The organism is Variovorax sp. GW458-11-26-14-LB1 (assembly GCF_059423965.1).
The window spans coordinates 1-26,944 of sequence record NZ_JBWKYW010000025.1 but is presented as its reverse complement, the minus strand read 5'-3'; the positions used below and the strand labels follow the sequence as shown (position 1 = coordinate 26,944).

The 26,944-nt window shown below is 66.6% G+C and carries 25 protein-coding genes; 10 read left to right on the top strand and 15 right to left on the bottom strand.

The genetic code is table 11. From position 1 onward, the window contains the following. Nucleotides 1-124: 124 nt before the first annotated feature. Genes AC07YS_RS17630 through AC07YS_RS17620 form a run of 3 tightly spaced genes read left to right on the top strand, consistent with a single transcriptional unit; the run spans nucleotide 125 to nucleotide 2,866 of the window. Entirely contained in the window at nucleotides 125-1,582 is a 1,458-nt protein-coding gene (locus tag AC07YS_RS17630; protein ID WP_495268593.1) for a polyhydroxyalkanoate depolymerase, read from the top strand. A gap of 19 nt (nucleotides 1,583-1,601) precedes the next feature. Next, the gene (locus AC07YS_RS17625; protein ID WP_495268594.1) at nucleotides 1,602-2,234 is read left to right on the top strand and encodes an RnfABCDGE type electron transport complex subunit B; all 633 of its coding nucleotides are present in this window, start codon (nucleotides 1,602-1,604) and stop codon (nucleotides 2,232-2,234) included. Further along, nucleotides 2,231-2,866, top strand: coding sequence for a LysE family translocator (locus AC07YS_RS17620; RefSeq protein ID WP_495268595.1), 636 nt, complete (start codon nucleotides 2,231-2,233; stop codon nucleotides 2,864-2,866). The genes AC07YS_RS17625 and AC07YS_RS17620 overlap by 4 nt, the downstream gene beginning before the upstream one ends. A gap of 9 nt (nucleotides 2,867-2,875) precedes the next feature. Here the strand turns inward: AC07YS_RS17620 and yedA are convergent, their stop codons facing one another. Further along, nucleotides 2,876-3,799 (bottom strand): drug/metabolite exporter YedA, encoded by a 924-nt coding sequence (yedA, locus tag AC07YS_RS17615; RefSeq protein WP_495268596.1) that lies wholly within the window; start codon nucleotides 3,797-3,799, stop codon nucleotides 2,876-2,878. A 116-nt stretch (nucleotides 3,800-3,915) separates the two neighbouring features. Between yedA and AC07YS_RS17610 the strand changes: the two genes are divergently transcribed. Continuing rightward, a complete protein-coding gene (locus tag AC07YS_RS17610; RefSeq protein WP_062473217.1) occupies nucleotides 3,916-4,413 on the top strand; it encodes an Lrp/AsnC family transcriptional regulator in 498 nt (165 codons plus the stop codon). Here the strand turns inward: AC07YS_RS17610 and AC07YS_RS17605 are convergent. The 7 genes from AC07YS_RS17605 to scpA are packed head-to-tail and all read right to left on the bottom strand — an operon-like array spanning nucleotide 4,403 to nucleotide 13,289. Beyond that, a complete protein-coding gene (locus AC07YS_RS17605) occupies nucleotides 4,403-4,888 on the bottom strand; it encodes a VOC family protein (RefSeq protein ID WP_495268597.1) in 486 nt (161 codons plus the stop codon). The genes AC07YS_RS17610 and AC07YS_RS17605 overlap by 11 nt on opposite strands. Next, nucleotides 4,885-5,922, bottom strand: a complete 1,038-nt coding sequence (gene bioB / locus AC07YS_RS17600; protein ID WP_369646669.1) for a biotin synthase BioB — start codon at nucleotides 5,920-5,922, stop codon at nucleotides 4,885-4,887. Before bioB ends, AC07YS_RS17605 begins: the two co-directional genes overlap by 4 nt. Further along, the gene (accC, locus tag AC07YS_RS17595) at nucleotides 5,922-7,970 is read right to left on the bottom strand and encodes an acetyl-CoA carboxylase biotin carboxylase subunit (protein WP_495268598.1); all 2,049 of its coding nucleotides are present in this window, start codon (nucleotides 7,968-7,970) and stop codon (nucleotides 5,922-5,924) included. The genes bioB and accC overlap by 1 nt, the downstream gene beginning before the upstream one ends. 21 nt (nucleotides 7,971-7,991) lie before the next feature. Then, complete coding sequence (locus AC07YS_RS17590; RefSeq protein ID WP_062473211.1) at nucleotides 7,992-9,536, bottom strand: acyl-CoA carboxylase subunit beta; 1,545 nt, start codon at nucleotides 9,534-9,536, stop codon at nucleotides 7,992-7,994. A 59-nt stretch (nucleotides 9,537-9,595) separates the two neighbouring features. Continuing rightward, complete coding sequence (gene meaB, locus AC07YS_RS17585) at nucleotides 9,596-10,645, bottom strand: methylmalonyl Co-A mutase-associated GTPase MeaB (RefSeq protein ID WP_095745699.1); 1,050 nt, start codon at nucleotides 10,643-10,645, stop codon at nucleotides 9,596-9,598. Further along, nucleotides 10,639-11,112: a GNAT family N-acetyltransferase gene (locus tag AC07YS_RS17580; RefSeq protein ID WP_062473207.1), complete on the bottom strand. Its 474-nt coding sequence runs from the start codon at nucleotides 11,110-11,112 to the stop codon at nucleotides 10,639-10,641. Before AC07YS_RS17580 ends, meaB begins: the two co-directional genes overlap by 7 nt. Before the next feature lie 11 nt (nucleotides 11,113-11,123). After that, entirely contained in the window at nucleotides 11,124-13,289 is a 2,166-nt protein-coding gene (gene scpA / locus AC07YS_RS17575) for a methylmalonyl-CoA mutase (protein ID WP_495268599.1), read from the bottom strand. A gap of 131 nt (nucleotides 13,290-13,420) precedes the next feature. Here scpA and AC07YS_RS17570 point away from each other — a divergent pair, with 131 nt between their 5' ends. Next, on the top strand, nucleotides 13,421-14,068 hold the full coding sequence (locus AC07YS_RS17570) for a GntR family transcriptional regulator (RefSeq protein WP_095947169.1): 648 nt from the start codon (nucleotides 13,421-13,423) through the stop codon (nucleotides 14,066-14,068). Nucleotides 14,069-14,197: 129 nt separating this feature from the next. Here the strand turns inward: AC07YS_RS17570 and AC07YS_RS17565 are convergent, their stop codons facing one another. Both AC07YS_RS17565 and dusA read right to left on the bottom strand, forming a co-directional pair. Further along, nucleotides 14,198-14,983, bottom strand: coding sequence for an IclR family transcriptional regulator (locus AC07YS_RS17565; protein WP_062473201.1), 786 nt, complete (start codon nucleotides 14,981-14,983; stop codon nucleotides 14,198-14,200). 164 nt (nucleotides 14,984-15,147) lie between these two features. Further along, nucleotides 15,148-16,167, bottom strand: a complete 1,020-nt coding sequence (dusA, locus tag AC07YS_RS17560) for a tRNA dihydrouridine(20/20a) synthase DusA (protein ID WP_495268600.1) — start codon at nucleotides 16,165-16,167, stop codon at nucleotides 15,148-15,150. 546 nt (nucleotides 16,168-16,713) lie between these two features. Between dusA and AC07YS_RS17555 the strand changes: the two genes are divergently transcribed. Both AC07YS_RS17555 and AC07YS_RS17550 read left to right on the top strand, forming a co-directional pair. After that, nucleotides 16,714-17,601 (top strand): hypothetical protein, encoded by an 888-nt coding sequence (locus AC07YS_RS17555; protein ID WP_495268601.1) that lies wholly within the window; start codon nucleotides 16,714-16,716, stop codon nucleotides 17,599-17,601. Continuing rightward, on the top strand, nucleotides 17,591-18,202 hold the full coding sequence (locus AC07YS_RS17550) for a hypothetical protein (RefSeq protein WP_495268602.1): 612 nt from the start codon (nucleotides 17,591-17,593) through the stop codon (nucleotides 18,200-18,202). Before AC07YS_RS17555 ends, AC07YS_RS17550 begins: the two co-directional genes overlap by 11 nt. A gap of 209 nt (nucleotides 18,203-18,411) precedes the next feature. On the opposite strand, the gene AC07YS_RS17545 is transcribed toward AC07YS_RS17550, so the two are convergent. Then, nucleotides 18,412-19,227 (bottom strand): helix-turn-helix transcriptional regulator, encoded by an 816-nt coding sequence (locus tag AC07YS_RS17545; protein WP_495268603.1) that lies wholly within the window; start codon nucleotides 19,225-19,227, stop codon nucleotides 18,412-18,414. Between the two features lie 46 nt (nucleotides 19,228-19,273). Next, nucleotides 19,274-20,071, bottom strand: a complete 798-nt coding sequence (locus AC07YS_RS17540) for an acetoacetate decarboxylase family protein (protein WP_495268604.1) — start codon at nucleotides 20,069-20,071, stop codon at nucleotides 19,274-19,276. 236 nt (nucleotides 20,072-20,307) lie between these two features. Between AC07YS_RS17540 and AC07YS_RS17535 the strand changes: the two genes are divergently transcribed. Beyond that, the gene (locus tag AC07YS_RS17535; protein WP_062473196.1) at nucleotides 20,308-20,691 is read left to right on the top strand and encodes a response regulator; all 384 of its coding nucleotides are present in this window, start codon (nucleotides 20,308-20,310) and stop codon (nucleotides 20,689-20,691) included. A gap of 4 nt (nucleotides 20,692-20,695) precedes the next feature. Here the strand turns inward: AC07YS_RS17535 and gabT are convergent, their stop codons facing one another. Genes gabT through AC07YS_RS17520 form a run of 3 tightly spaced genes read right to left on the bottom strand, consistent with a single transcriptional unit; the run spans nucleotide 20,696 to nucleotide 24,227 of the window. Next, a complete protein-coding gene (gabT, locus tag AC07YS_RS17530) occupies nucleotides 20,696-21,985 on the bottom strand; it encodes a 4-aminobutyrate--2-oxoglutarate transaminase (RefSeq protein WP_495268605.1) in 1,290 nt (429 codons plus the stop codon). A gap of 36 nt (nucleotides 21,986-22,021) precedes the next feature. Continuing rightward, nucleotides 22,022-23,260 carry a serine hydrolase domain-containing protein gene (locus tag AC07YS_RS17525; protein ID WP_495268606.1) on the bottom strand — a complete coding sequence of 413 codons (1,239 nt, stop codon included), beginning with the start codon at nucleotides 23,258-23,260 and terminating at the stop codon, nucleotides 22,022-22,024. 13 nt (nucleotides 23,261-23,273) lie between these two features. Continuing rightward, nucleotides 23,274-24,227, bottom strand: a complete 954-nt coding sequence (locus AC07YS_RS17520; protein ID WP_495268607.1) for a GntR family transcriptional regulator — start codon at nucleotides 24,225-24,227, stop codon at nucleotides 23,274-23,276. 163 nt (nucleotides 24,228-24,390) lie between these two features. Between AC07YS_RS17520 and aptA the strand changes: the two genes are divergently transcribed. Then, on the top strand, nucleotides 24,391-25,749 hold the full coding sequence (gene aptA, locus AC07YS_RS17515) for an omega-aminotransferase AptA (RefSeq protein WP_260685262.1): 1,359 nt from the start codon (nucleotides 24,391-24,393) through the stop codon (nucleotides 25,747-25,749). A 53-nt stretch (nucleotides 25,750-25,802) separates the two neighbouring features. Continuing rightward, nucleotides 25,803-26,900 carry a C45 family autoproteolytic acyltransferase/hydrolase gene (locus AC07YS_RS17510; protein ID WP_495268608.1) on the top strand — a complete coding sequence of 366 codons (1,098 nt, stop codon included), beginning with the start codon at nucleotides 25,803-25,805 and terminating at the stop codon, nucleotides 26,898-26,900. Nucleotides 26,901-26,944 lie beyond the last annotated feature (44 nt).

Below are 26,944 nucleotides of genomic sequence, written 5' to 3'. Positions count from 1 at the left end.
TGACGATTCGTTCACATTCGGCCACAGAAGCCGAATCCAGCCCGCTCCGGGCTAGGGTTCGGCCCCCTGCGCCGCGGCAAATGCACTGATATATTGCACTGCAACATCCACTCAAAGACCCGCGATGCTCTATCAACTCTACGAAGCCCAGCGTTCCCTGATGGAGCCCTTTTCGGACTTCGCCCAGGCCGCCTCCAAGCTCTACGGTCCCGGCGCCGTCTGGAGCCAACTGCCGATGGCACAGCGCATGGCCGCCGGCTATGACCTGCTGTACCGGCTGGGCAAGGACTACGAGAAGCCCGAGTTCAACATCAAGTCCGTCAAGGTCGACGGCGAAGAGGTCGTGATCCAGGAGGCCGTCGAGCTCGACAAGCCCTTCTGCGAACTGCGCCGCTTCAAGCGCTTCACCGACGAACCGCACATCCTCAAGACGCTCAAGAGCCAGCCCGTGGTGCTGATCGTGGCGCCGCTGTCGGGCCACTACGCCACGCTGCTGCGCGACACCGTGCGCACCATGCTGCAGGACCACAAGGTCTACATCACCGACTGGAAGAACGCGCGCCTGGTGCCGCTGTCGGACGGCGAGTTCCACCTCGACGACTACATCAACTACGTGCAGGAGTTCATCCGCCGCCTGCAGGCCGAGTACGGCAACTGCCACGTCGTGAGCGTGTGCCAGCCCACCGTGCCGGTGCTGGCGGCCGTGTCGCTCATGGCCAGCCGCGGCGAGCCGCTGCCCCTCACGATGACCATGATGGGCGGCCCGATCGACGCGCGCAAATCGCCCACGGCCGTGAACAACCTCGCGACCAACAAGAGCTTCGAGTGGTTCGAGAACAACGTGATCTACCGCGTGCCGCAAGGCTTCCCGGGCGCGGGCCGCAAGGTCTATCCGGGCTTCCTGCAGCACACGGGCTTCGTGGCCATGAACCCCGACCGCCACGCCAGCAGCCACTACGACTACTTCAAGGACCTGATCAAGGGTGACGACGCCAGCGCCGAAGCCCACCGCAAGTTCTACGACGAGTACAACGCCGTGCTCGACATGGACGCGGATTACTACCTCGAGACCATCCGCACCGTGTTCCAGGACTTCGACCTGGTCAACGGCACCTGGGACGTGAAGAGCCCCGCCGGCCAGGTGGAGCGCGTGCGTCCGCAGGACATCCACGCCACCGCCCTGCTCACCGTCGAAGGCGAGCTCGACGACATCTCCGGCTCGGGCCAGACCCAGGCCGCGCACAGCCTGTGCACCGGCATCGCCGACGGCAAGCGCGAGCACTACGAGGTCAAGGGCGCGGGCCACTACGGCATCTTCAGCGGCCGCCGCTGGCGCGACCTGGTCTACCCGAAGGTGCGCAACTTCATCGCCGCCAGCGACGAGCCCCAGCGCCGCGCCGGTGCGCGCGAAGAGCTGCCGGCCGAAGACAGCATCAAGCCCGGCCAGAAGCTGAAGGTCGTGGCTACCGCTGCAGCCCGCAAGACGCCGGTCGCCGCCAAGAAGGCGGTCGCCGTGAAGGCTGCGCCGGCCGCCAAGAAGCCGGCCGCAGCCAAGAAGCCCCGCGCCAGCGCCGCGCGCTGAGCCGCGCGCAGCACCCACCGTGAACGGGCTGGCCGCACGCATCAACGACGCACTGCCTCAGACGCAGTGCACACGGTGCGGCTATCCGGATTGCGCAGGCTACGCGCAGGCCATCGCCGACGGCGAGGCCGGCATCAACCAGTGCCCGCCGGGCGGCGCCGAAGGCATCGAACGCCTCGCGCTGCTCACCGGCCGCCCCGCGCTGCCGCTCGATCCGCAGTTCGGCACCGAAGGCCCACGCGCCATGGCCGTCATCGACGAGGCCTGGTGCATCGGCTGCACGCTCTGTCTCGACGCCTGCCCGACCGACGCGATCATCGGCATCCACAAGCGCATGCACACGGTGATCGAGGCGCACTGCACGGGCTGCGAGCTGTGCATCCCGGTCTGCCCGGTCGATTGCATCTCGCTCGAAGTCGAAACGCCCGGCCGCAGCGGCTGGCAGGCGTGGTCGCAGGCGCAGGCCGAGGCCGCCCTGCAGCGCTACAAGCTGCACGCCCAACATCGCGACACGGCAAAACGCGAAGCCGAACCGGCGCCCGCTGCCACCGAACCGCAAGCCGCCGACACGCGCAAGCGCTCCATCGTCGAAGCCGCCCTGGCGCGCGCCCGCGCTGCCGCGGAACAACGCCAGGCCGCCACCAAGCCATGACCCTCGACACCCTGCTGATCTATGCCGTCGCCTCGCTCGCCCTGGCGGTGATTCCCGGCCCGACCATGCTGCTGGCGCTGTCCAACGGCATCGACGGCGGCATGCGCCGCGCCAGCTGGGGCATCGCGGGCGCCTCGCTGGGCAGCGTCTCGCTGATCGCGGTCGTGGCGCTCGGGCTGGGCTCGCTGCTCGCGGCTTCGGAATGGCTCTTCAACGCGATCCGCGTCGCGGGCGTGGCCTACCTGGTGTGGCTCGGCATCAAGCTGTGGCGCAGCGAAGCGACCGACCTGGGCACCGCGCTGGCCAGGTCGGCCGTCGAGGTCCGTCCGCACGGGCGCATCGCCCTCGTGCGCAGCCTGATGGTGGCGCTGTCGAACCCGAAGACGGTGCTGTTCTTCGCGGCCTTTCTGCCGCAGTTCATCGACACCGCCAAGCCCCAGGGCATGCAGTACCTGGTGCTGGGCGCAATCTTCGTGGTGCTCGACACCTGCGTGATGCTGGCCTACGCCGGCGCCGGCACGCAGGCCGTGCGCTGGCTCTCGCGCCGCGGCCTCACGATGCTCAACCGCAGTTGCGCGGTCGGCATGTGGCTGCTGGCGGCCACCCTCGCCTTCTGGCGCCGCCCGGCCTGAGCTGCCCGATCAGCCCTTCTGCGGGCGCTTGAAGAGCAACAGCAGCACGCCCGCCAGCACCACGCCCACGGCGTACCACTCGAAGCGCGTGACCGTCTCGTGGGCGATCCACACGCCCAGCAGCATCGCGATCACCGGATTGACGAAGGTGTAGCTCGCCGCCAGCCCGGCCGGCGCCTGCGCGAGCAGCACCATGTAGGCATTGAAGGCGATCAGCGAGCCGAACACCACGAGGTAGACCCACGCCCCCAGCGCCACCGGCTGCGGCGGCCAACTCATCGTTTCGCCCGACGCCGCGGCCAGCACCATCAGCACCACGCCGCCGCACAGCATCTCGCTCGCAAAGCCCATCGCGCCGGGCGCCAGCGGCAGCTTACGCTGGCTCAGCACGCTGCCGAGCGACCAGCAGATGCAGGCCACGCAGATCGCCACCAGCCCTTCGGGCGAGGCCTTGAAGCCGCTGCCCTGCGTGAGCATCAGCACGCCGACCAGCCCGAGCGCAATGCCCGCCGCTTCGAGCCGCGCCGGCTTCACGCCCCAGATCAGGTTCAACAGGGCAATCAGCAACGGAATGACGGCAATGAACGCCACCACCAGCCCCGAGCCGATGGACACCTCGGCCAGTGCCGTGCCGCCCATGCCGCCGCCGAGCATCAGCGCGCCGACGACCAGCGCATTGCGCCACTGCAGGCGCGACGGCCAGGGCGTGCCGCGCCAGCGCATCCACGCCGCCAGCAGCACGCCCGCGACCAGGAAGCGCGAGCCCATCTGCAGGAACGGCGGAAAGCTGATCAGCGCGTACTTGATGGCCAGGTAGGTCGAGCCCCAGACCACCCAGGTGGCGGCCAGGCACAGCCACAGCAGCGGCGTCAGCCGGGGGCGCGAGGAGGAAGCGGCAGGCGCGGCCTGCGCGGGCGTGGCGAGTGTCGACATATCGAGGGTGTCTCTTCTTGGTATGGAATGCCCGTCATGGTATGAAAGCCATGGGCCGGCAGCCATGCGAAATTCATGGTTCTGCTCGCACCGCACCGTCGAATTAAAGGACTTCCATGGACTTCACCTTGACCCCCACGCTGGACGCCCACGACACCCGCATCCTGGCCGAACTGCAGGCCGACGCCCGCCTGAGCATGGCCGAACTGGGCCGCCGCGTGCACCTGAGCCAGCCGGCCGTGACCGAGCGCGTGAAAAAGCTGGAAGCCGCCGGCGTCATCACCGGCTACCGCGCCACCGTGAACCTCACGCGGCTGGGCTACGGCATCCGCGGGATCATCCGCGTCGGTCGCGCCGATTACGACCTCGTGGTGAAGCTGGTGCAGGAGACGCCCGAATGCGTCAATGCCTACAACGTGACCGGCGAGGACAGCTGGATCCTCGAGATCGCCGTGATCGACGTGCCGCACCTCGATGCGGTGCTCGCCAAGTTCTGCATCCTGACCGAGACCGCGACCTCGATCATCCTGAACCCGGCGCGCGAGCACCAGCCGATGCTGCCGCCGCAGCGCGCCGACGTGAAGCCGCCGGTGCGCAAGGCGCTCAGCGCGTAGCGGCGAGCGCGTTGAAGGCCGTCACCACCTCGGGCGGCGCCTGCACCATCTCGACCAGCACGCCCTCGCCCGAAATCGGGAACTCGTCGTTGGCCTTGGGGTGCAGGAAGCAGATATCGAAACCGGCCGCGCCCTCGCGGATGCCGCCCGGCGCAAAGCGCACGCCCTGCGCCGTGAGCCATTCGACGGCCTTGGGCAGGTCGTCGATCCACAGGCCGACGTGGTTCAGCGGCGTGGTGTGCACCGCCGGTTTCTTCTCGGGGTCCAACGGCTGCATCAGGTCGACCTCGACCTTGAACGGGCCGCTGCCCATCGAACAGATGTCTTCGTCGACGTTCTCGCGCTCGCTGCGGAAGGTGCCCGTCACCTCGAGCCCCAGCATGTCGACCCACAGCTTCTGCAGCCGCAGCTTGTCGGGGCCGCCGATGGCGATCTGCTGGATGCCCAGCACCTTGAAGGGACGCGGCGTGGTCATGCGCAGCCGCCTTCTTCCGCCTGCTCCTGCGTGCGGTGCGAGCGCAGGCCGAGCTTGCGCAGCAGCTGCACGTCGGCGTCGACGTCGGGGTTGCCGGTGACCAGCAGCTTGTCGCCGTAGAAGATCGAGTTGGCGCCGGCCATGAAGCACAGGGCCTGCACCGCCTCGCCCATCTGCTGGCGGCCGGCCGACAGGCGCACGCGCGCGGTCGGCATCGTGATGCGCGCCACGGCGATCATGCGCACGAAGTCGAAGGGATCGACCGGCTCCGAGTCGGCCAGCGGCGTGCCGGGCACGCGCACCAGGCTGTTGATCGGCACCGACTCCGGGTACGGGTCCATGTTGGCGAGCTGCGCGATCAACCCGGCGCGGTGCACCGGCTGCTCGCCCATGCCCACGATGCCGCCGCAGCACACGCTGATGCCGGCGCTGCGCACGGCCGCCAGCGTGTCCAGGCGGTCCTGGTAGGTGCGCGTGTCGACCACGTCGGTGTAGTACTCGGGCGCGGTGTCCAGGTTGTGGTTGTAGTAGTCCAGGCCCGCGGCCTTGAGCTGCTGCGCGTGGTGCGGCTCCAGCATGCCCAGCGTGGCGCAGGTCTGCAGGCCCAGGCCCTTCACGGCCTCGACCAGCACCGCCACCTTCTCGACGTCGCGATCCTTGGGCGCGCGCCAGGCGGCGCCCATGCAGAAGCGCGTGGCGCCGGCGTCCTTGGCGGCCTGTGCGGCGCGCACCACCTCGTCGACCTCCATCAGCTTTTGCGCCTTCACGCCGGTGTCGAACTCGGCCGACTGCGGGCAGTAGCCGCAGTTCTCGGGGCAGCCGCCGGTCTTCACCGACAGCAGCGTGGCCAGCTCGATGTCGCCTTCGGGGAAATGCCGACGGTGCACGGTCTGCGCCTCGAACAGCAGTTCCATGAAGGGCTTGTCCAGCAGCGCCTGGATGGCCTCCACGGACCAGGGGCCCTGGGGCGTCGCCACGGTCTTGGCCGGGCGGTGCAGCGTGATTGCCGCTTGTTGCAGGTCGTTGGCACCCATCAGTTGAACTCCAGAATGATTTGGTCGACGGCGAGCGATTCGCCCTTGGTCGCCGAGATCTTGCCCACCACGCCGTCCTGCGTGGCGAACAGCACGTTTTCCATCTTCATGGCCTCGATCACGGCCAGCTTCTCGCCGGCCTGGACCTGTTGCCCCGGCTGCACCGACACCTCGACCAGCAGGCCCGGCATCGGCGACATCAGGAACTTGCTCAGGTCGGGCGGTGCCTTGTAGGGCATCAGCTCGAGCAGGCGCGCGCCCAGCGGCGACAGCACCATGGTCTCGATCTGCGTGCCGTCGTGCGACACGCGCAGCGCCAGCGGGTTCTTGCCCGCGCCGCGCTCCACCTGCGCCGTGAAGGGCTTGCCGTTGGCCGTGCCCTGCACGCGCACCGCGCCGAGTGCGAAGTCGCTCTCGATCTGGTAGCGCTTGTCGCCCACCGTGACGCTGCTGGCGCCGGTCTTGTCCTGGAAGTCGCTCACCGACACCGCGTGGTGCACGTGCTTGCCCTCGGGGCCCAACTCCACCACCACGAACTGCTCGCCCACCTTCACGCCGTGGCCCGCGAGCTGCCCGCTGATGCCCGAGGCGCGCGCGCGGTAGCGGCGGTTGACGAAGGCGGCCAGCGCCACCAGGAACGCCGGATCGGCGTGCGGCACGTCTTCCGCGTGGAAGCCCTTGCCGTAGTGCTCGGCGATGAAGCCGGTGTTGAAATCGCCGGCCACGAACTTCGGGTGCGCCAGCAGCGCGGCCTGGAACGGGATGTTGCTGCTGATGCCGCGGATCACGAAGCCGTTGAGCGCCTCGCGCATCAAGGCGATCGCCTCGTTGCGGTCCTTGCCGTGCACGATGAGCTTGGCGATCATCGAGTCGTAGTACATCGGGATCTCGCCGCCGTCGTACACGCCGGTGTCCACGCGCACGCCGTGCAGGTGGCCGGTGTCGCTCGCGAACATGCTCTCGGCCGGCGGCTGGAACTTCACCAGGCGGCCCGTCGAGGGCAGGAAGTTGCGGAACGGGTCTTCGGCATTGATGCGGCACTCGATGGCCCAGCCGTCGCGCTTCACGTCGGCCTGCGCCAGCGGCAGCTTCTCGCCGGCCGCCACGCGGATCATCAGCTCGACGAGGTCGAGGCCGGTGATGCACTCCGTCACCGGGTGCTCCACCTGCAGGCGCGTGTTCATCTCCAGGAAGTAGAAGCTCTGGTCCTTGCCGACCACGAACTCCACCGTGCCCGCGCTCTGGTACTTCACGGCCTTGGCAAGCGCCACGGCCTGCTCGCCCATCGCCTTGCGCGTGGCATCGGTGATGAAGGGCGACGGCGCCTCCTCGATCACCTTCTGGTGGCGGCGCTGAATGGAGCACTCGCGCTCGTTCAGGTAGATGACGTTGCCGTGCGAATCGCCCAGCACCTGGATCTCGATGTGGCGCGGCTCCTCGACGAACTTCTCGATGAACACCCGGTCGTCGCCGAAGGAATTGCGTGCCTCGTTGCGGCAAGAAGTGAAACCCTCGAAGGCTTCCTTGTCGTTGAAGGCCACGCGCAGGCCCTTGCCACCGCCGCCGGCCGAGGCCTTGATCATCACCGGGTAGCCGATGTCCTTGGCGATCTCGACGGCGCGCTCGGCCGTCTCGATGGCGTCGTTCCAGCCGGGAATGGTGTTGACCTGGGCTTCGTTCGCGAGCTTCTTCGAGGCGATCTTGTCGCCCATGGCCGCGATCGAATAGTGCTTCGGGCCGATGAAGGCAATGCCCTCTTCCTCGACCTTGCGCGCAAAGGCTTCGTTCTCCGACAGGAAGCCGTAGCCCGGGTGCACGGCCTCGGCGCCGGTCTTCTTGCAGGCCGCGATGATGCGGTCGGCCTGCAGGTAACTCTCACGGCTGGGCGCGGCGCCGATGTGCACGGCCTCGTCGGCCAGCTCGACGTGGCGGGCTTCCTTGTCGGCGTCGGAGTAGACGGCCACCGTCAGGATGCCCATCTTCTTGGCGGTCTGGATCACACGGCAAGCGATTTCGCCGCGGTTCGCAATCAGGATCTTCTTGAACATGTTCTTCTTTCTCCGTGCGGCTCAGAGTGGAATGTTTCCGTGCTTGCGCCACGGGTTCTCGAGCTTCTTCTCGCGCAGCATCACGAGCGAGCGGCAGATGCGCTTGCGCGTCTCGTGCGGCAGGATCACGTCGTCGATGTAGCCGCGCGCGCCGGCCACGTAGGGGTTGGCAAAGCGGGCCTTGTACTCGGCCTCGCGGGCGGCGAGCTTCTCGGGGTCGTTCTTGTCTTCGCGGAAGATGATCTCCACCGCGCCCTTGGCGCCCATCACCGCGATCTCGGCGCGCGGCCAGGCCAGGTTGACATCGCCGCGCAGGTGCTTGGAGGCCATCACGTCGTACGCGCCGCCGTAGGCCTTGCGCGTGATGACGGTGATCTTGGGCACCGTGCACTCCGCGTACGCGTACAGCAGCTTGGCGCCGTGCTTGATGATGCCGCCGTACTCCTGGCCGGTACCGGGCATGAAGCCGGGCACGTCGACGAAGGTGATGACGGGGATGTTGAAGGCATCGCAAAAGCGCACGAAGCGCGCCGCCTTGATGCTGCTCTTGATGTCCAGGCAGCCCGCCAGCACCAGCGGCTGGTTGGCCACGATGCCGACCGTCTGACCTTCCATGCGCGCGAAGCCGATCACGATGTTCTTCGCGTAGTCGGGTTGCAGCTCGAAGAAGTCGCCGTCGTCCACCACCTTCAGGATCAGTTCCTTGATGTCGTAGGGCTTGTTCGGGTTGTCGGGCACCAGCGTGTCCAGCGAATAGTCGGGCCGGTCGGCCGGGTCGCCCTGGCCGTCGTTGCCCAGGCGCACCGGCGGCTTCTCGCGGTTGTTCAGCGGCAGGTAGTTGTACAGGCGGCGCAGCATCATCAGCGCCTCGACGTCGTTCTCGAACGCCATGTCGGCCACGCCGCTGCGCGTGGTGTGGGTGATGGCGCCGCCGAGCTCTTCGGCCGTGACGCTCTCGTGCGTCACGGTCTTCACCACTTCGGGGCCGGTGACGAACATGTAGCTGCTGTCCTTCACCATGAAGATGAAGTCGGTCATGGCGGGCGAGTACACGGCGCCGCCGGCGCATGGGCCCATGATCATGCTGATCTGCGGCACCACGCCCGAGGCCATCACGTTGCGCTGGAACACGTCGGCATAGCCGCCCAGCGAGGCCACGCCTTCCTGGATGCGGGCGCCGCCCGAATCGTTCAGGCCGATGACCGGTGCGCCGACCTTCATGGCCTGGTCCATCACCTTGCAGATCTTCTCGGCGTGGGCTTCGCTGAGCGCGCCGCCGAAGACCGTGAAGTCCTGGCTGAACACGAACACGAGGCGGCCGTTGATCATGCCGTAGCCCGTGACCACGCCGTCGCCGGGGATCTTCTGCTCGGCCATGCCGAAGTCGACCGAGCGGTGCTCGACGAACATGTCCCACTCTTCAAACGTGCCGTCGTCGAGCAGCAGCTCGATGCGCTCGCGCGCCGTGAGCTTGCCCTTGGCGTGCTGCGCGTCGATGCGCTTCTGCCCGCCGCCGAGTCGCGCCTGGGCGCGCTTCTTTTCGAGTTGTTCGATCAGTTCTTGCATGGTGTGCTTCCGAAGCTGTGGTTCTGGATTGCTGGGAGGGTCTTGTGGGGGCCGGGGTGTCACACCCGGGCGGTGATGGCGGCCGCGGCGAGCAGCTGGCGCGCCGCCGTCGAGGCCGGCAGGCTGCCCTGGGCCACCTGCTGCGTGAGTTGCGGCAGCAGTTCGCGCACCTGCGCGTGCTGGCGAAACGCCTGCTTGAGCCCGGCGTCGATGCGTTCCCACATCCACGCGGTGGCCTGCTTTTCGCGGCGCTTCGCGAGCTTGCCGTTGGCGGTCTGCAGCGTCTTGAATTCGAGCACGGCGTCCCAGAAGGCGTCGACGCCGGTGCCGGCGAGCGCGCTCAGCTGCAGCACCTTGGGCAGCCAGAAACGGCGCTCCACGCCGCTGTGGGCGTCGTGCACGGCGTGCGCGTGGTCGGGGTTGCCCTGGTGGCCGAACAGGCGCAGCGCCGAGGTGATCTGGGCCTGCGCGCGCGTGGCGGCGTCGCGGTCGATGTCGGCCTTGTTGATGGCGACCAGGTCGGCCAGCTCCATCACGCCCTTCTTGATCGCCTGCAGGTCGTCGCCCGCGTTGGGCAGCTGCAGCAGCACGAACATGTCGGTCATGCCGGCCACCGCCGTTTCGCTCTGGCCCACGCCCACGGTCTCGACGATGACGATGTCGTAGCCCGCCGCCTCGCAGACCAGCATGGCTTCGCGCGTCTTCTCGGCCACGCCGCCGAGCGTGCCGCTCGAGGGGCTGGGCCGGATGTAGGCACGCTCGTGCACCGACAGGCGCTCCATGCGCGTCTTGTCGCCCAGGATGGAGCCGCCCGACACGGTGGACGAGGGGTCGATGGTGAGCACCGCCACGCGGTGGCCCTTGCCGATCAGCAGCAGGCCCAGCGTTTCGATGAAGGTCGACTTGCCCACGCCGGGCACGCCCGAGATGCCGAGGCGAAACGAGGCGCCGGTGCGCGGCAGCAGCGCCGTGAGCAGTTCGTCGGCCTGCGCGCGATGGTCGGTGCGCGTCGATTCGAGCAGCGTGATCGCCTTGGCGATGGCACGCCGCTGCGCCATGCCCGGCGCATCGGCGAGCGCGCGTTCGAGCGCGCCGACGGTGTTCAGCACGCGGCCTCCGACGCCACGCGCCAGCGGTAGTGCAGGTCGACGCCCTCCTCGCCTTCGAGCACGAAGCCGTGTCGCTGGTAGAAGCGGTTGGCGTCGCTCTGCACGAGCGCGGTGAGCTTGATGTCCAGCTTCTGTTCGCGCGCCTGCGCCTTGGCCCAGCGCAGCGCCCATTCGCCGATGCCGCGCCCCTGGAAGCCGGTACGCAGGTACAGGTGATCGAGGCGCAGCGCATCCGCGTCCTCGGGCTTGAGCGTGATGAAGCCCAGGCGCTGCTCACCGTCGAGCACGATGTGGTGCATGTACGGCACCACGAAACCGGCCGACAGGCGCTCGCGCGAGCGCGTGAGGTCGAAACGGCCGACGCGCTCCAGGCTCGGACGCATCGCATCGATGCGCACGGCCAGCATGTCTTCGAAATCGCTGGAATCCACGGGCTGCAGCGACAGCCGCGACAAGAGATCGCCCACGTCGCTTCGTCTCAGACTGCGACGGCCGCGCGGATCTGCTCCAGCACGTCCTTGGCGCTGGCCGGGATGGGCGTGCCCGGGCCGTAGATGCCCTTGACACCGGCTTCGTACAGGAAGTCGTAGTCCTGGCGCGGAATCACGCCGCCGACGAAGACGATGATGTCGTCCGCGCCCTGCTTGCGCAGTTCTTCGATGATGGCCGGCACAAGCGTCTTGTGACCGGCGGCGAGTGTGCTCACGCCCACGGCATGCACGTCGTTCTCGATGGCCTGGCGCGCGCATTCTTCGGGCGTCTGGAACAGCGGGCCCATGTCGACGTCGAAGCCCAGGTCGGCGAACGCGGTGGCCACCACCTTCGCGCCGCGGTCGTGCCCATCCTGGCCCAGCTTGGAAATCATCACGCGCGGGCGACGGCCCTGTTCTTCTGCAAAATCGTTGATCTCTGTCTTGAGCGCTTCCCAGCCTTCGGCCGAGTCATAGGCGGCAGCGTACACACCGGTCACCTTCTGCGTGTCGGCGCGATGGCGGCCGAAGGATTTTTCAAGGGCGTCGGAAATCTCGCCGACGGTGGCGCGCGCACGCACCGCGTCGATGCTCAGCGCCAGCAGGTTGCCGGTGTTGTTCTCGGCGGCATCGGTGAGCGCATCGAGCGCGGCCTGCACCTTGGCGTTGTCGCGCGAGGCGCGGATGCTCTGCAGGCGCGCCACCTGCTGCTCGCGCACCTTCACGTTGTCGATCGACAGGCTGTCGATCGCATCTTCGTTCTTGAGCTTGTACTTGTTGACGCCGACGATCACGTCCTTGCCCGAGTCGATGCGCGCCTGCTTCTCGGCGGCGGCGGCCTCGATCTTGAGCTTGGCCCAGCCGCTGTCGACGGCCTTGGTCATGCCGCCCATCGCCTCGACCTCTTCGATGATGGTCCAGGCGGCGTCGGCCATGTCCTGCGTGAGCTTCTCCATCATGTAGCTGCCGGCCCAGGGGTCGATCACGTTCGTGATGTGCGTCTCTTCCTGGATGATGAGCTGCGTGTTGCGCGCGATGCGGGCGCTGAACTCGGTGGGCAGCGCAATGGCTTCGTCGAGCGCGTTGGTGTGCAGCGACTGCGTGCCGCCGAACACCGCAGCCATCGCCTCGATGGTGGTGCGCACCACGTTGTTGTACGGGTCCTGCTCGGTGAGCGACCAGCCCGAGGTCTGGCAGTGCGTGCGCAGCATCAGGCTCTTGGGGTTCTTGGGGTTGAACTCCTTCATGATGCGGCACCACAGGAGGCGCGCCGCGCGCATCTTGGCCACCTCGAGGTAGAAGTTCATGCCGATGGCCCAGAAGAAGCTCAGGCGCCCGGCAAAGCCGTCGACGTCCAGGCCCTTGGCCAGCGCGGTCTTCACGTACTCCTTGCCGTCGGCCAGCGTGAACGCGAGCTCCAGCGCCTGGTTGGCGCCGGCTTCCTGCATGTGATAGCCGCTGATCGAGATCGAGTTGAACTTGGGCATCTTCTGCGCCGTGTACTCGATGATGTCGCCAATGATCCGCATGCTCGGCGCCGGCGGAAAGATGTACGTGTTGCGGACCATGAACTCCTTGAGGATGTCGTTCTGGATGGTTCCGCTCAGCTGGTCTTGCGCCACGCCCTGCTCTTCCGCCGCGACCACGTAGCCCGCCAGCACCGGCAGCACGGCGCCGTTCATCGTCATCGAGACGCTCACCTTGTCGAGCGGGATCTGGTCGAACAGGATCTTCATGTCCTCGACCGAATCGATCGCCACGCCGGCCTTGCCGACGTCGCCGGTCACGCGGGGATGGTCGCTGTCGTAGCCGCGGTGGGTGGCCAGGTCGAAGGCCACGCTCACGCCCTGCCCGCCGGCGGCCAGCGCCTTGCGGTAGAACGCGTTCGATTCTTCGGCGGTGGAGAAGCCGGCGTACTGGCGGATGGTCCAGGGGCGCACCGCATACATGGTGGCCTGCGGGCCGCGCAGGTAGGGCTCGAAGCCGGGCAGCGTGTCGGTGTACTTCAGGCCTTGCAGGTCGGCCGCGGTGTACAGCGGCTTCACGCTGATGCCGTCGGGCGTGATCCAGTTCAGCGCATTCACGTCGCCGCCGGGCGCCGACTTGGCGGCGGACTTGGCCCAGGCGTCGAGATCGGCCGGCTTGTAGGTGGGTTCGGGTGTGCTGCTGCTCATGGAAGGCGCCGCTCCAGGCGGTGGTCTGACGGGATTCGCAAGGTCGCTTGCACGGATTTGCAAGCCGTTCACAAGTCTAACCCATCCGTAATTATTAATTCAAACGCATTTTTTGAAGTACAGTGCAGCCCATGTCCGCCGTCACCCTGACCCCCCGCGCCCTCTATGAAGAGGTGGCCGAGCTCCTGCGCCAACGGATCTTCCGCCGCGAGCTGGAGCCCGGCAGCTGGATCGACGAACTCAAGCTGGCCGAGGAATACGGCATCAGCCGCACGCCTTTGCGCGAGGCGTTGAAGGTGCTGGCCGCCGAGGGGCTGGTGACGATGAAAGTGCGCCGCGGCGCGTACGTCACCGAGGTGTCGGAGCAGGACCTGGCCGACGTGTACCACCTGCTCTCGCTGCTGGAAAGCGACGCCGCCGGCGTGGTGGCCGAGCGCGCCACCGACGCCCAGCGCGCCGAGCTGAAGGCGCTGCACGCCGAGCTGGAAGCCGCCGCCGCCCCCGGCAAGGAAGACCGCGAGCACTTCTTTGCGGTGAACGAGCGCTTCCACATGAGCCTGCTGGCCATCGCCAACAACAAGTGGCGTGACCAGATGGTGGCCGACCTGCGCAAGGTGATGAAGTTGAATCGCCACAACTCGCTGCTGAAGGCGGGGCGCATTGCCGAATCGCTGGCGGAGCACCGCGCGGTGATGGCGGCCATCGAGGCGCGCGACGCCGCCACGGCCATGGCTCGCATGCGCGAGCACTTCCTCAACGGCCTCGAAGCCGCTGTATAAGTTCACCCCCAGGCTGCGCGCACTTCGTGTCGCTTCGCCAACCCCCTTCCGGGGGCGACGCCTGCGGCCCGGCGAAGCCGGTTCCGCGGCGTCCCACGAAAGGGCCTGCGCCTCTGGGCGCGGCCTCGTTCAGCCTAGCGTGAGGGTGCCTGCCTCTGTCGCGATGCGCTGGGCGATTTCCAGCATGCGCGGGGCGACACGGCTGAGCATGGCTTCCCTCGGCAACAGGTAGGCGGGGCCGCCGCAGCTCACGCCGTAGCGTTCGCCGCGCGGGCCTTCGAGTGCGAAGCCCAGGGCGTGGATCTGGGGGTTCCATTCGCCGAAGGAGGTGCAGTAGCCCAGGCGGGCGTGCTCTTCGAGGCTGGCGATGAGGCGCGGCTCGATGGCGTGCCAGTTCTCGCCGGTTTCGAGCCGGATCTGCTCCAGCAATGCCGACTGCTCGGGCCCGGGCAAGGCGCCGATGTAGGCGCGGCCGGAGGCCGAGGTGGCGATGGACATGCGCGAGCCGACGTCGATGCGGGAGCTGATGAGCGCCGAGCGCGGGCGCAGCGAATCGATGACCAGCATGTCCAGGTCGTCGCGCACCGCCATGTGGATGCTGGCGCCCGACAGTTCGGCCAGGTTGCTCAGATGGGGACGCGCCAGCGCCCTCAGGTCGAAATTGCGCAGGTAGCGGCTGCTCATGTCGAGCAACACCGGCCCCAGGCTGAAACGCTCGCTGTCTTGCGACTGCCGCAGATACCCCGCCCCCACCAACGTCGCCGTGAGGCGCGACACCGTGGCCTTCGGAATGCCGGTGGTGTCGGCCAGCTCCCGGTTTCCGACGGGCGCTGCCGCCATCCCGATGACCTTCAGCAGCGACAACCCCCTGGCAAGCGCACTGACTTCTTCCTTGCTGCCTGCAGCTTCACTCATAAGACAGAACCTTTTTCTTGTTTCCCTGACCGCCTTATTCTTGAGCAAAAACAGGTGCTTCGCTCACACTTGTTGTTGCATTGTCATGAAACTGTGTTCCATCGAGCGTCAACTTCGCTCAATTGTGTTGACTGTCTACAAAGTCGGGGCGGCGAGGCCGGCATTCAGGCGACCTGGGCGGCAGGTTCGTGCGCCAGCGCCATCACTTCGTGCGGCGGGCGGGTCTTCAGGCGGTGGTCGCTCCAGACCTGGCGCCAGCGGCGGGCGCCGGGCAGGCCGTTGCGCAGGCCCAGCATGTGGCGCGCGATCGACCACCAGTTGGTGCCGTGTTCGGCCGCCTCGCGGACCATGTAGTCGCACATCCGCGCCTCGATGTCCTCGCGCGTGAGCGTCTGCGGGGCGTCGCCGTAGAACTCGGCGTCCCATTCGGCCAGCCACCAGGGGTTGTGGTACGCCTCGCGGCCGATCATGGCGCCGTCGAGCAGCCGCAGGTGCTCGTGCACCTGCGCGTTGGTGGCGATGCCGCCGTTGATCGAAAACTGCAGCGCCGGAAAGTCGTGCTTCAGGCGGTGCACCAGCGCATAGCGCAGCGGCGGAATTTCGCGGTTCTGCTTCGGGCTCAGGCCCTGCAGCCAGGCGTTGCGCGCATGCACGATGAACGTGCCGCAGCCCGCCTCGCTCACCGCGCCGACGAAGTCGCGCACGAACTCGTAGCTCTCGATCTTGTCGATGCCGATGCGGTGCTTCACCGTGACCGGCACATCGACCACGTCGACCATCGCCTTCACGCAATCGGCCACCAGTTGCGGCTCGTTCATGAGGCAGGCCCCGAACGCGCCGCGCTGCACGCGCTCGCTCGGACAGCCGCAATTCAGGTTGATCTCGTCGTAGCCCCACTCCTGCCCGAGCTTCGCGCAGTGCGCCAGGTCGTGCGGCTCGCTGCCGCCGAGCTGCAGCGCCACGGGGTGTTCTTCTTCATGAAAGCGCAGGTGGCGCGGCACGTCGCCGTGGATCAGCGCGCCGGTGGTCACCATCTCCGTGTAGAGCAGCGCGTGGCGTGTCATGAGGCGGTGGAAGACGCGGCAATGCCTGTCGGTCCAGTCCATCATGGGGGCCACGGACAGGCGCATGGCCTCAGTGGCGCTTGCCTTTCGAGGCAAATCGGCCTGAAGCTCAGTTTTCATGTGGTTCTCTTTTGGTGTCATTCGATCTCGTCCAGCGCTGTTTCTCCTGCACCGCTGGCACATACCCTCCAGACGAAGGGCTTGTACCAACGAAAGGGCATCCCTTAGGCAGCATCACGAAACGCAAGCGCGCAGATGGGAGCGTAGCGCACAGTCGTAGGAGCTGGGCGGCACATCCGGCCGAGGCCGGATAGCTCGCAAGCCTTCATGCCCACTTGGCGATGTCGCTGGGGAAGGCGTCGATAGCCCAGATCGAGGCCTTCGGACTGTCGAAGGAGCGGCGGACATTTCCAAACCAAAGCGTGTCGTGCTACGAGGAAGGGAGGAAATCCGAATTCTCCAAATTGGACTTTTTGCTGACGAACACAAGGCACGGACGGCCAGTAAGTGCGGCGCGCCGAGGCTCGGGGCGCATCGAAGCAAATTCGCGATCGCCCATTCGCTCGATCCACATCACCCCGCTTGTCAAGATATCACAAGCAGTTACAGTTAGAAGCAGACTCTCGTTGAGCGTCCTTAACCCACAGAATAATCGAGGGAATTTAATTGGACATTGAAAAAATACTGACGCTTGCTCGCTACCACAAAAGGGCATTCATTGCCCTCATTGCAGCGATCTATATTATATTTTTAACCATTGCTCATTTCGCATTCAAACAGCCCATCGCCGACATTGGCCTAGATCAAATAAAATCAATTTCATCTGCACTAATCACCGCAATTTTCACATTCTTTCTAATATTGGCATTCATTCCGAGTGAAGACAAAGGTGAAATCGAAGAAATTCCACCACAAAAAATCACTACTGAGTTCGATAAGCTCCTAGCAAACGCAGGGCGCTGGAGGTACAAAGGGAATTTTGGCAGATATTTACGCGGCAGAGTGCTTCCCGTGCTCGCTTCAAAACAAAACGTACACATTACTGCGTGCTTGATTGATCCTAGAGACGCCGAACTTTGCAAAAAACACGCTTCTTACCGTGGCAGCATAAATTCCATTGACAAGGGCGCCAAATATGATGCCGACATGGTTGCCAAAGAAGTAATAATAACAATCGTGATTGCCGCATGGTACACGGCAAACACTGGAATGAAAATTGACATCTATCTAAGCAAAGCATTTGATCCAATTCGAATTGACTCAAATGATCACGCAATGATTTTAACCGTTGAAGATCGTCGCAGCCCCGCGTTAAAAATCACAAAAGATCACTTTACCGCAAAACACTTTGAATTGCAGATGAGAACCGCAAGGGACCAAGGAGATCTCGTTGATCTTAGCGGCATGAGAAATGGCATTCAATTGGCAGAGATGAATGAAGCGGACGTTGTCGATGTCCTTACACAAGCAAAAATGCCTGCCTTGTGTACTCGCCTCTCCTCTGCAGCGATTTTAAAGGGCTGCCAACAATCAAGGAATCCATATGAAAATTGATGCCGCCAATCAGTTGTCTTATCTGATAGATAATTTCGATGTTCTGCAAAAAGAATGCACGCCACTCTGGCATCCCCTTGGATTCTCTTCGTGCCTCATTCTTAACAAGGCAGGCGAACTGAATTTGAGGGTTCACTACTGGCCAGAGAATCAAAGACGAACAAAAAACCCCGACTGGCCAATTCACACTCACACTTATCATTTGTCGAGCCTTGTGCTAGCAGGGACTATTCGAGACACACAATACACCACAACGACTGGGGACGATTACTCAGTCTATCGTGTAACATACAAAAACGAAGATTCCGAAATAACGAAAACAGACAGAAAAGTTGCAATTCTTCAGGAAATAGATATTGCTCGCGAAAGAGGCGAAAGCTACACAGTGGAAAGAGGCACCTTTCACCAAAGCCAAGTTGAATTCGGAAAAAGTGCAATCACGCTTGTTGCCTTAAGTGACTTCGCCAACGAAGCACCGTTAGTTTTGGGCAAGGACATGCTCGAAGAGCGTTTTCCGTACGATCGTGCACCGTTCGATTCGCAGATATTTTGGCGTGCTGTGCACGAGGGAATTTTTCACAACGAATCTGGTGGTTTTTAACCGAGCGCCTTACCTACTCGGTCATCGGAATTTGCTCCGTAATATTTACGAGATGGGCGCCCCAGCACAGGGAGATGTGTCCCTTAATTTATTTAGTTGAGCTTTTTATGGGGGTCTATCCTGCCCTTCACGACCCAATAGAGATAGTTTTCTTTCAGGTCCAAGGATTTGTCATTCGTACGCGGAGCACTCTTTTGGAACAAGAAGCTTCACGCGGCGGTTTTTGGCGAGCCGCCTGCCCGGTAGTTCCCCGGCGTCACGCCGAAGCATCGGCGGAACCAGCGCGAGAAATGCGCTTGGTCGGCAAAGCCGCATTGCGCGGCCACCTCGGCGGGCCCGTGGCCTTCGCGCAGCAGCACCTTGGCGCGGACGATGCGCGCCAGCCGTGCGTACTGCGCCGGCGCCATGCCGACCGCCGCGCGGAACAGGCGATGGAAATGCTCGCGCGACACGCCGAGCCGTTCGGCGAGCGACATGGGCTCGATGCGGCAGGCGTCCTCGGTCGCGAGCAGGTCGCACACCGCCTCGACACGCGCATCGCCCGCGGCCCGCGCGACCGCCACGAGCGGCTCGGTCGTCTGCGTGCGGAAGATACCGTCGAGCAGCGCGTCGATGCGCGCACCGTCCTTCGCCGATGCCGCCTGCGCGAGCGCATCGACGCTCGCCTCGTCACGCCAGACCTCCTGCCGCATCGACCCGCGCCGACCCGCTGGCCACCCCATTCGCGCCGCCACCCAGGCGTGCGGCACGTACAGCATCACCATGCGAAAGCCCTGCGCGCTCACGCCGGCCGTGTGCAGCGCGAACGGCGGCATCAGCACCAGCTCGCCCGCCTGCGCCGAGCGGGGCGCGCCGGCGCAGACGAACTCGCAGCGGCCTTCGACGATCGCGCCCACGCTCCACTCCGCATGCCAGTGCAGCGCGAAGTGCGCCTTGGGATCGCCCGCGAACATCACCTCGACCGGCGTACCGTCGGCCAGCGGCAGGCCGATCACATGCGAGGTCGTCGGGGCGGGAAGCGTCATGGCCCGCCGAGGGTAGCGCAGCCACCCGCCGAAGGCAGCGCCCGCCTCACACCGCGATCGCGCCGCGCACCGTGAGGCCCATCCAGCCCGCGCTGGCCTGCGTCGCCTGCACGGGGCCGAGCAGCGCCAGTTCCTCGACCGGATGCTCGTGAAAGCGCAGCGTGGCCTCGCCCTGCACCCAGCCCGTTTCGACACGGTCGATGATGTCGGCGCGCAGGTAGCGCGGCACCGCCACGCTGCCCGGCTGTGTCAGGTCGGGCCAGCCGATGGCGCCGATGGTGGGCGCGGCCAGGAAGCCGAGCGGCCCGCTCGCCTCGCCCGACAGCGTGACCGTGGCATCCACCAGCCGCCGCTCCTTCACGCTGAGGCTCGCGCCGAGCCGGCTGCCAGCCGCCATCGGCGCGGCGGCCGGATGGATCAGCGGCAGGCTGCGCGTCAGCCAGGTCTGGCCGATCTTCTTGGGCCAGCCCTGCAACCAGCCGCGCAGCATCGAGATGTCCTGGTCGACGTAGATGAGCGGGCAGTAGAAGCAGCGGCGCGACGTGTCGCCGCGCGCCGGTTCGATCTCGAGCACCACGATGGTCTCGCGGTACTGCGCGTACACCGGGTCGAGCATTTCGCGCCCGTCGTCGCCGCACGATTGCCAGTCGGCGAAATGCACGCAGCCGTTACCCGTGGCCACGCCGACCTCCGGCGGCACCAGCGCCGCGCCGCGTGCGGCATCGAACGAGAAACCCACGTTGACCAGCCACCCGGCGTAGTGCCACGGCGGCGCCTGCACGAGCGCGCTGCGGCCCGAAGCGGTGAAGGGTGGAGCGAAGGAAGACGAAGAAGAAGGCGACATCAAACAACCTGTCGTGACGGAGTCAAAGAAGCCCCGCAAGATAGGCACGCCCCGCGCCCGCGTCTTGTACGCCAGTGATGCAATGCACAAACAGCGCTTTCGCGTGCGCGGGGGACGCCATGTGGCGGCGTTGTCCGACTCCGCCCCGCCCTCGCCTCGTGACAATGGACCGGCCCGGCAGACCCGCGCCACAAGCGCAGACGAGCCGACGCATTTCATTTCCAGGCTACGCACCGATGACCCGCATCTACCTCATAGAAGACAACCCCCTGATCGCCACCACCCTGACCGATGGACTGAGGGAATTCTCCGGATGCGAAGTCGTCGCCACCGCCAGCAGCAGCGACGAAGCCATCGACTGGCTCGACGCCAACCCCGACGCCTGGGACGCCGCAGTGATCGACGTGTTCCTCGCGCAAGGCAACGGCCTGACCGTGGCCAACCACCTGAGGGAACGCAAGTCGCCCGCGCAGCGCACCGTGGTGTTCATGAACCACGCGACCTCCGAGGTGCGTGAAGGCGCGCTGTCGGCGGGCGTGGATGCGGTGTTCGACAAATCGCTGCAGCTCGAAGACTTCTACGACTTCTGCCGCACGCTCGGCATTGCGCCGCGCCGTTAGTCGTTCAGACGTTGGCCGCCCAAATCGATTCGGCCAGCAGCCCCAGCCCTTCTTCAAAGACCGCTTCCGGAATGGTGAGCGGAAACAGGAAGCGCACCACGTTGCCGTGCACCCCGCAGGTCAGCAGCAGCAGCCCACGCTCGAGCCCCGCCGCATGCACGCGCTTCGTGAACTCGGCATCGGGCTCGCCGCTGCGTGGATCGCGAAACTCCACCGCCACCATCGCGCCCAGGCCGCGCACGTCGCAGATGCGCGGCACCTCGGTGCGCAGTGCCGAGAGGCACGCCGTCAGCCGCTCGCCGAGCATGCGGGCGCGTGCGACCAGCCCTTCGTCCTCGATCACGCGCATCGTCTCCAGCGCCGCCGCCACCGCCAGCGGATTGCCCGCGTAGGTGCCGCCGAGGCTGCCGACGCGCGTGGCGTCCATGAGTTCGGCGCGCCCCGTGAGCGCCGACAGCGGAAAGCCGCCGGCCAGGCTCTTGGCGGTCGTCACCAGGTCGGCCTCGATGCCGTAGTGCTCCAGCGCGAAGAGCTTGCCGGTGCGCCCGAAGCCGGTCTGGATTTCGTCGACGACCAGCAGGATGCCGTGGCGGTCGCACTCCGCGCGCAGGTGCTCCATGAGCGCGGGCGGCGCCACGTAGAAGCCGCCCTCGCCCTGCACCAGCTCGATGACGATCGCGGCCACACGCTGCGGATCGACGTCGGTCTTGAACAGCCGGTCGAGTGCCGCGATGCTGTCGTCCACCGTCACGCCCAGCGGCGCGGCCGGAAACGGCACGTGCCACACATCGCCCGGCATCGGACCGAAGCCCGCCTTGTATGGCGCGACCTTGCCGGTGAGCGCCATGCCCATGAAGGTGCGGCCGTGGAAGGCGCCCGAGAACGCCACCACGCCGCTGCGGCCCGTGGCGGCGCGCGCCACCTTCATCGCGTTCTCGATGGCCTCGGCGCCGGTCGTGAAGAGCGCACTCTTCTTGGCACTCGGGCCGGGCACGACGCGGTTCAGCTGCTCGCACAGCGCCACGTACTCCTCATACGGCGTGACGTGGAAGCAGGTGTGGTGAAAGTCGTCGAGCTGCGCGCGCACGGCCGCCACGATGCGCGGATGGCGGTGGCCGGTGGCGAGCGTGGCGATGCCGCTGGCAAAGTCGACAAAGCGCCGGCCTTCCACGTCCCACAGCTCGGCGTTGTCGGCGCGGGCGGTGAAGTGCGGCGTGAGCGTGCCGATGCCCTGCGCGCAGGCGGCGTTCTTGCGGGCCTGCAGGCTCGCGTTGGTCGTGACTTGGGTGAGCATGAAGAAGAAAAAAATAGAAAGGAGAAGAGCAGGAAATCAGCCGCGCATCAGGTGCTCGGCCAGCGCGCGAAAGGCGGGCATCGAGGTCGGCAGGTGCGCGTTGGCGGCCAGCGGGTGCGAGGCAAAACGCACCACCACCATCTCGGCCTCGGGGTCGATGTGCAGCGCCTGGCCGTGGATGCCTTGTGCGGTGAAAGTACGGCGCGCGTCGTGCGCCACCCACCACATGTTGCGATAGCTCCAGCCGGCCAGCCGCGTGTAGCCCGCGAACGCAAAGCGCGCCGGATCGGCGCCGCGGCGGATGTCGGCCACCACGGCCTCGGGCACGATCTGCATGCCGTTGAACGCGCCGCCCAGCCGCATCATTTCGCCCAGCCGCGCGAGGTCGCGCAGGCCGGTGCACAGACCGCCGCCCGCGAACTCGGCGCCCTGCCCGTCCACGGCAAAGGCCGCGTCCTGCTCGGCACCCAGGCGCGACCAGATGCGCTCACTCAACACCCGTGCCAGCGGCTGCCCTGCCACGCGGCTGATGAGCCAGCCCAGCACATCGGTGTTGACGGTGCGGTAGGCAAAGGCCTCGCCGTGCGTGCCCTGCCCCTGCACGGTCTGCAGGAACTGGCGGTAGCCCTCGGCGCCCGCGTAGCCCGCGGGGCGCGGCAGCAGCTGGCCCGCGCGCGCATGCTTCCACACGCCGGCCTCGGGGTCGGTGTAGTCCTCCGAGTAGTCGATGCCCGTCGTCATGTCCATCACCTGGCGCACGGTGGCGTGGCCGAAGGCGCTCGTCGCCAGCTCGGGGATGTAGTGCCGCACCTGCGCGTGTTCGTCGAGCGCGCTCTCGGCCGCGAGCATCGCGCCGACCGTGCCGACGACCGACTTGGTGACCGACATCGCCATGTGCTGCCCGTGTTCGTCGAGCGCGCCGAAGTAGCGCTCGTACACGATGCGCCCGCGGTGCAGCACCACCGCGCCGTCGGCGCAGATCGTCGTGAGCGCGCTGCGCCAGTCGGTGCGCGACCCATCGGCGGGCAAGGTGAAGGCCAGCGTGTCGAGCTCGGGCCGCTCGGCGCGCGGCAGCACCGACACCGGGCCGGTGCCGCGCGACACGTTGCGCGTCGGTTGCAGCTCGCGCAGGTGCGAGAAGGCCCAGCGGTTCTCGGGGGCCTGGAAGATCGGGCGTTCGCGCGGGCGCTGCACCTCGGTGCCGGCCGTGGGAAAACCATCGCGCCAGCCGTCGGCCAGCGCGGCGTTGGGAGCCGTCGTTTCTTGGGTGGTCATAGGGTGTCGTGGCTCATTCGCCGAGCGCATCCAGGTCGCCCATCACGCGGCGCTCCAGGATGTCGCTGGCACGGCTCAGGTGGGCGTGCATGTGTTTCGCGGCGACTTCGAGCTTGTTCTCCTCGACCGCGTCAAGAATCTGCAGGTGCTCGCGGCACGACTTGCGCAGCAGGTCGATGTTCACGAGCGGGTAGTCCGACAAGTCGGAGATGCGGCGCAGCCGGTTCTGCTGCTTCACCGCATCGAGGATGAAGCGGTTGCCCGAGGCGCTGGCCAGCAGCTCGTGGAACTGCGCGTTGGCTTCGAAGAACTCCATCCACGAATGGCGCGAGGCGTGCGTGAGCAAGGTCTGCTGCTGTTCGCGGCAGGCCAGCAGCCGCTCGTGCTCGACCTTGAAGCCCGGCTCGCGCAACGCCGCGCATTCGACCACCAGCCGGAAGCGGTAGCTCTCGCGCTCGCTCTCGACCGAGTCGAGGGTTTCGGTGAACTCCCAGCGCTGGTAGTGGCGCCCGCGCAGCACGCCGTCCTGCAGCAGCGTGGTCATCACGTTGCGCAGCAGCGGGCGCGGCACGCCGTAGGTCTGGGCCAGCTCGAGTTCGTTGACGCGCGTCGGCAGCTTGCCCGCGAGGCGGTCGCGCAGCACGCGGTAATAGAGCGTCTTCTCCTCGTCCTCCGGCATCTCGCGGCGTGCGCGGTCGAGCGCCTCGCGATCGGCCACCAGCGTGTAGCCGCGGTTGGGCACATGCGCCAGCAGCGCACGCTCGTGCAGCAGGCGCAGCGCGGCGCGCACCGGCGTGCGCGAAATGCCGAGCCGGCCCGCGAGGTCGGTCTCGGTCATGTGGCGGCCGTTCTCGTAGCCGCCGGCCAGGGCCTGGTCGAGGATGTAGCGGCTCACGCGCTGGGTGAGCGGCGGGACCGACTTGTTGTCCATCTGCGTCTGCATCTGCATCTGCTGCTGCGGGGCCATCCATGGGTCTCCGGAAACACGGGCTGGGTGCCGATCATCGCGGGTTCTTTGTATTTTTGGCCCTAAAAAACCATGTACATCTCACGCCAAAAATACAATTTGGATTTCAAGATCGGCCCCACGCCGACCCGGACGACGGGTCGTTTCCCAAGGAGAAAAAACCGTGGCTTCCGCCGATACCCTGACAACGCCACCCGGTTCGCTCGACGCGTTCTGGATGCCCTTCACGCCCAACCGCAAGTTCAAGCAAGCGCCGCGCCTCATCGTCGGCAGCGAGGGCCTGTACTACGACCTGGCCGACGGCCGCCGCGTGCTCGACGCCATCGCCGGCCTGTGGTGCGTGAACGCCGGGCACCGCAATCCGCGGGTCAGCGCGGCGATGAAGGCGCAGATCGACGTGCTCGACTACGCCTCCAACTTCCAGATCGGCCACCCCGCCGCCTTCACGCTGGCGCAGCGCCTCACGCAGATGGCGCCGGCCGGCATGGACCACGTGTTCTTCACCAACTCGGGCTCCGAGTCGGTCGACACCGCGCTGAAGATCGCGGTGGCCTACCACCGGGCGCGCGGCGACGCGGGCCGCTACCGGCTCATCGGGCGCGAGCGCTCGTACCACGGCGTGGGCTTCGGCGGCATCTCGGTGGGCGGCATCGGGCGCCAGCGCAGCACCTTCGGGCCGCTGCTCAACGGCGTGGACCACCTGCCGCACACGCTCGACCTGGCGCGCAACGCCTTCTCGCGCGGCGAGCCGCCGCACGGCATCGACAAGGCCGACGCGCTCGAGGCGCTGGTCTCGCTGCACGACGCCTCGACCATCGCCGCCGTGATCGTCGAGCCCGTGGCCGGCTCCACCGGCGTGCTGCCGCCGCCGCGCGGCTACCTCAAGCGCCTGCGCGAGATCTGCGACAGGCACGGCATCCTGCTGATCTTCGACGAGGTCATCACCGGCTTCGGTCGCGTGGGCAGCAACTTCGCCTCCGACCTGTTCGGCGTGACACCCGACCTCATCACCACCGCCAAGGGCCTGACCAACGGCGCCGTGCCGATGGGCGCGGTGCTCATGCGCGGCGCGGTGCACGACGCCTTCATGCACGGCAGCGTGAGCGCGGTCGAGCTGTCGCACGGCTACACCTACTCGGGCCATCCGCTGGCCTGCGCCGCCGCCATGGCCACGCTCGACGCCTACACCGAAGACGGCCTCATCGCCCGCGCCGCCGAGCTGTCGCCCTATTTCGAAGACGGCCTGCACAGCCTGCGCGGCCTGCCGGGCGTGATCGACGTGCGCAACGTCGGCCTGCTGGCCGGCATCGAGCTGCAGGGCTGGGCCTCGGGCCCCGGCACGCATGCGCAGGCCGTGGCGCAGCATTGCCTGGACGAAAGCGGCGTGCTGGTGCGCTCGGTGGGCGACACCATCGCGCTGTCGCCGCCGTTCACGCTGGAGCGCCGGCACATCGACCAGATCATCGACAGCCTGCGCGCCGCCATCGCGCAGACCGCACAAGCCACCGACACCGCGGCCTGAGCACCTCACGCCGCATCGCACACACAAGACAAGCCCCGGAGACAAGACACACCATGGACATCGAATCGTTCCCCCTGTACGACATCGAAGGCGACGCGCAGCAGCGCGGGCGCCAGTACGGCCGCGCCGCCGGCGACCGCATCGACCTGAGCCTGCGCACCTACCGCGCCGCCTTCGAGCGCGTGGGCCTGAGCTGGGAGCGCACGCGCGCGCTGGCGCGCCGCTTCATGCCGATGGTCGAGACCTTCGACGCCGGCATGCTGCGCGAGATCGAGGGCGTGGCCGAAGGCGCGGGCGTGCCGGCCGAGGACATCGTGGCACTCAACGCGCGCAGCGAAATGCTCTACGCCTTCCAGCAGCTCGAAGCGACCGAGCCGCCCGACGGCTGCACCGGCGTGGTCGTCATGCCCTCGGCCGCGCGCGACGGCAAGCTCATCCATGCGCAGAACTGGGACTGGCGCGTCGAGAGCCTCGAACTCGGCGTGGTGCTGCGCATCCAGCCGGACGAAGGCCCGGCCATGCTCACCTTCGCCGAGGCCGGCACGCTGGCGCGCGCGGGACTCAACAGCGCGGGCATCGCCGTCACCGGCAACTTCATCAAGGCCGACAACGACGGCAAGCAGCAAGGCGTGCCGCTGGCGCTGATCCGCCGCGGCATCCTGCAGTCGACGCTGTATGCCAACGCGCTGGGCGTGGTGTGCCGCAGCGCGCGCTCGATCTCCAACAACATGATCATCACGCACGCCGAGGGCGAGGCCGTGAGCCTGGAGACCTGCCCCGAGCAGGTGTTCTGGCAGCAGCCCGAAGGCGGCATCCTGGTGCACGCCAACCACTTCAAGACCCCGGCGGCGCTGGCGCGCGTGGTCGACCGCAGCCTGGAGACCACGCCCGATTCGCTCTACCGCGACCGCCGCGTGACCGAGGCGCTGCACAACAAGCGCGCGGCGGGCCTGCTCACCGAGCAGGACGTGCTCGACGCGCTGCAAGACCGCTTCGGCGCGCCGCGCGCCGTGTGCCGCAGCCCGAGCGCGGGCCCCGGCGGTGCCTCGTCGGCCACCGTGGCGACCATCGTCATGGACCCGGCGGCACGAAAGATGCGCATCGCGCCGGCGCCCTTCAAGGCGCACCGCTTCACCGAGTATTCCCTCTGATCCGCCCGCCCCGCCCAGCCATCGCCAGGAGTGTTGCCATGAAC

What these genes read in the sequence shown, in the direction of transcription:
- bioB (WP_369646669.1), bottom strand. Translation starts at nt 5,922, where the DNA reads ATGGGTGCCAACGACCTGCAACAAGCGGCAATCACGCTGCACCGCCCG.
- AC07YS_RS17540 (WP_495268604.1), bottom strand. Translation starts at nt 20,071, where the DNA reads ATGTCGCCTTCTTCTTCGTCTTCCTTCGCTCCACCCTTCACCGCTTCG.
- accC (WP_495268598.1), bottom strand. Translation starts at nt 7,970, where the DNA reads ATGTTCAAGAAGATCCTGATTGCGAACCGCGGCGAAATCGCTTGCCGT.
- AC07YS_RS17605 (WP_495268597.1), bottom strand. Translation starts at nt 4,888, where the DNA reads ATGACCACGCCGCGTCCCTTCAAGGTGCTGGGCATCCAGCAGATCGCC.
- AC07YS_RS17520 (WP_495268607.1), bottom strand. Translation starts at nt 24,227, where the DNA reads ATGGCCCCGCAGCAGCAGATGCAGATGCAGACGCAGATGGACAACAAG.
- AC07YS_RS17590 (WP_062473211.1), bottom strand. Translation starts at nt 9,536, where the DNA reads ATGCAAGAACTGATCGAACAACTCGAAAAGAAGCGCGCCCAGGCGCGA.
- AC07YS_RS17620 (WP_495268595.1), top strand. Translation starts at nt 2,231, where the DNA reads ATGACCCTCGACACCCTGCTGATCTATGCCGTCGCCTCGCTCGCCCTG.
- gabT (WP_495268605.1), bottom strand. Translation starts at nt 21,985, where the DNA reads ATGCTCACCCAAGTCACGACCAACGCGAGCCTGCAGGCCCGCAAGAAC.
- AC07YS_RS17550 (WP_495268602.1), top strand. Translation starts at nt 17,591, where the DNA reads ATGAAAATTGATGCCGCCAATCAGTTGTCTTATCTGATAGATAATTTC.
- scpA (WP_495268599.1), bottom strand. Translation starts at nt 13,289, where the DNA reads ATGAGCAGCAGCACACCCGAACCCACCTACAAGCCGGCCGATCTCGAC.
- AC07YS_RS17630 (WP_495268593.1), top strand. Translation starts at nt 125, where the DNA reads ATGCTCTATCAACTCTACGAAGCCCAGCGTTCCCTGATGGAGCCCTTT.
- AC07YS_RS17545 (WP_495268603.1), bottom strand. Translation starts at nt 19,227, where the DNA reads ATGACGCTTCCCGCCCCGACGACCTCGCATGTGATCGGCCTGCCGCTG.
- AC07YS_RS17535 (WP_062473196.1), top strand. Translation starts at nt 20,308, where the DNA reads ATGACCCGCATCTACCTCATAGAAGACAACCCCCTGATCGCCACCACC.
- AC07YS_RS17525 (WP_495268606.1), bottom strand. Translation starts at nt 23,260, where the DNA reads ATGACCACCCAAGAAACGACGGCTCCCAACGCCGCGCTGGCCGACGGC.
- AC07YS_RS17610 (WP_062473217.1), top strand. Translation starts at nt 3,916, where the DNA reads ATGGACTTCACCTTGACCCCCACGCTGGACGCCCACGACACCCGCATC.
- yedA (WP_495268596.1), bottom strand. Translation starts at nt 3,799, where the DNA reads ATGTCGACACTCGCCACGCCCGCGCAGGCCGCGCCTGCCGCTTCCTCC.
- AC07YS_RS17565 (WP_062473201.1), bottom strand. Translation starts at nt 14,983, where the DNA reads ATGAGTGAAGCTGCAGGCAGCAAGGAAGAAGTCAGTGCGCTTGCCAGG.
- AC07YS_RS17510 (WP_495268608.1), top strand. Translation starts at nt 25,803, where the DNA reads ATGGACATCGAATCGTTCCCCCTGTACGACATCGAAGGCGACGCGCAG.
- dusA (WP_495268600.1), bottom strand. Translation starts at nt 16,167, where the DNA reads ATGAAAACTGAGCTTCAGGCCGATTTGCCTCGAAAGGCAAGCGCCACT.
- AC07YS_RS17570 (WP_095947169.1), top strand. Translation starts at nt 13,421, where the DNA reads ATGTCCGCCGTCACCCTGACCCCCCGCGCCCTCTATGAAGAGGTGGCC.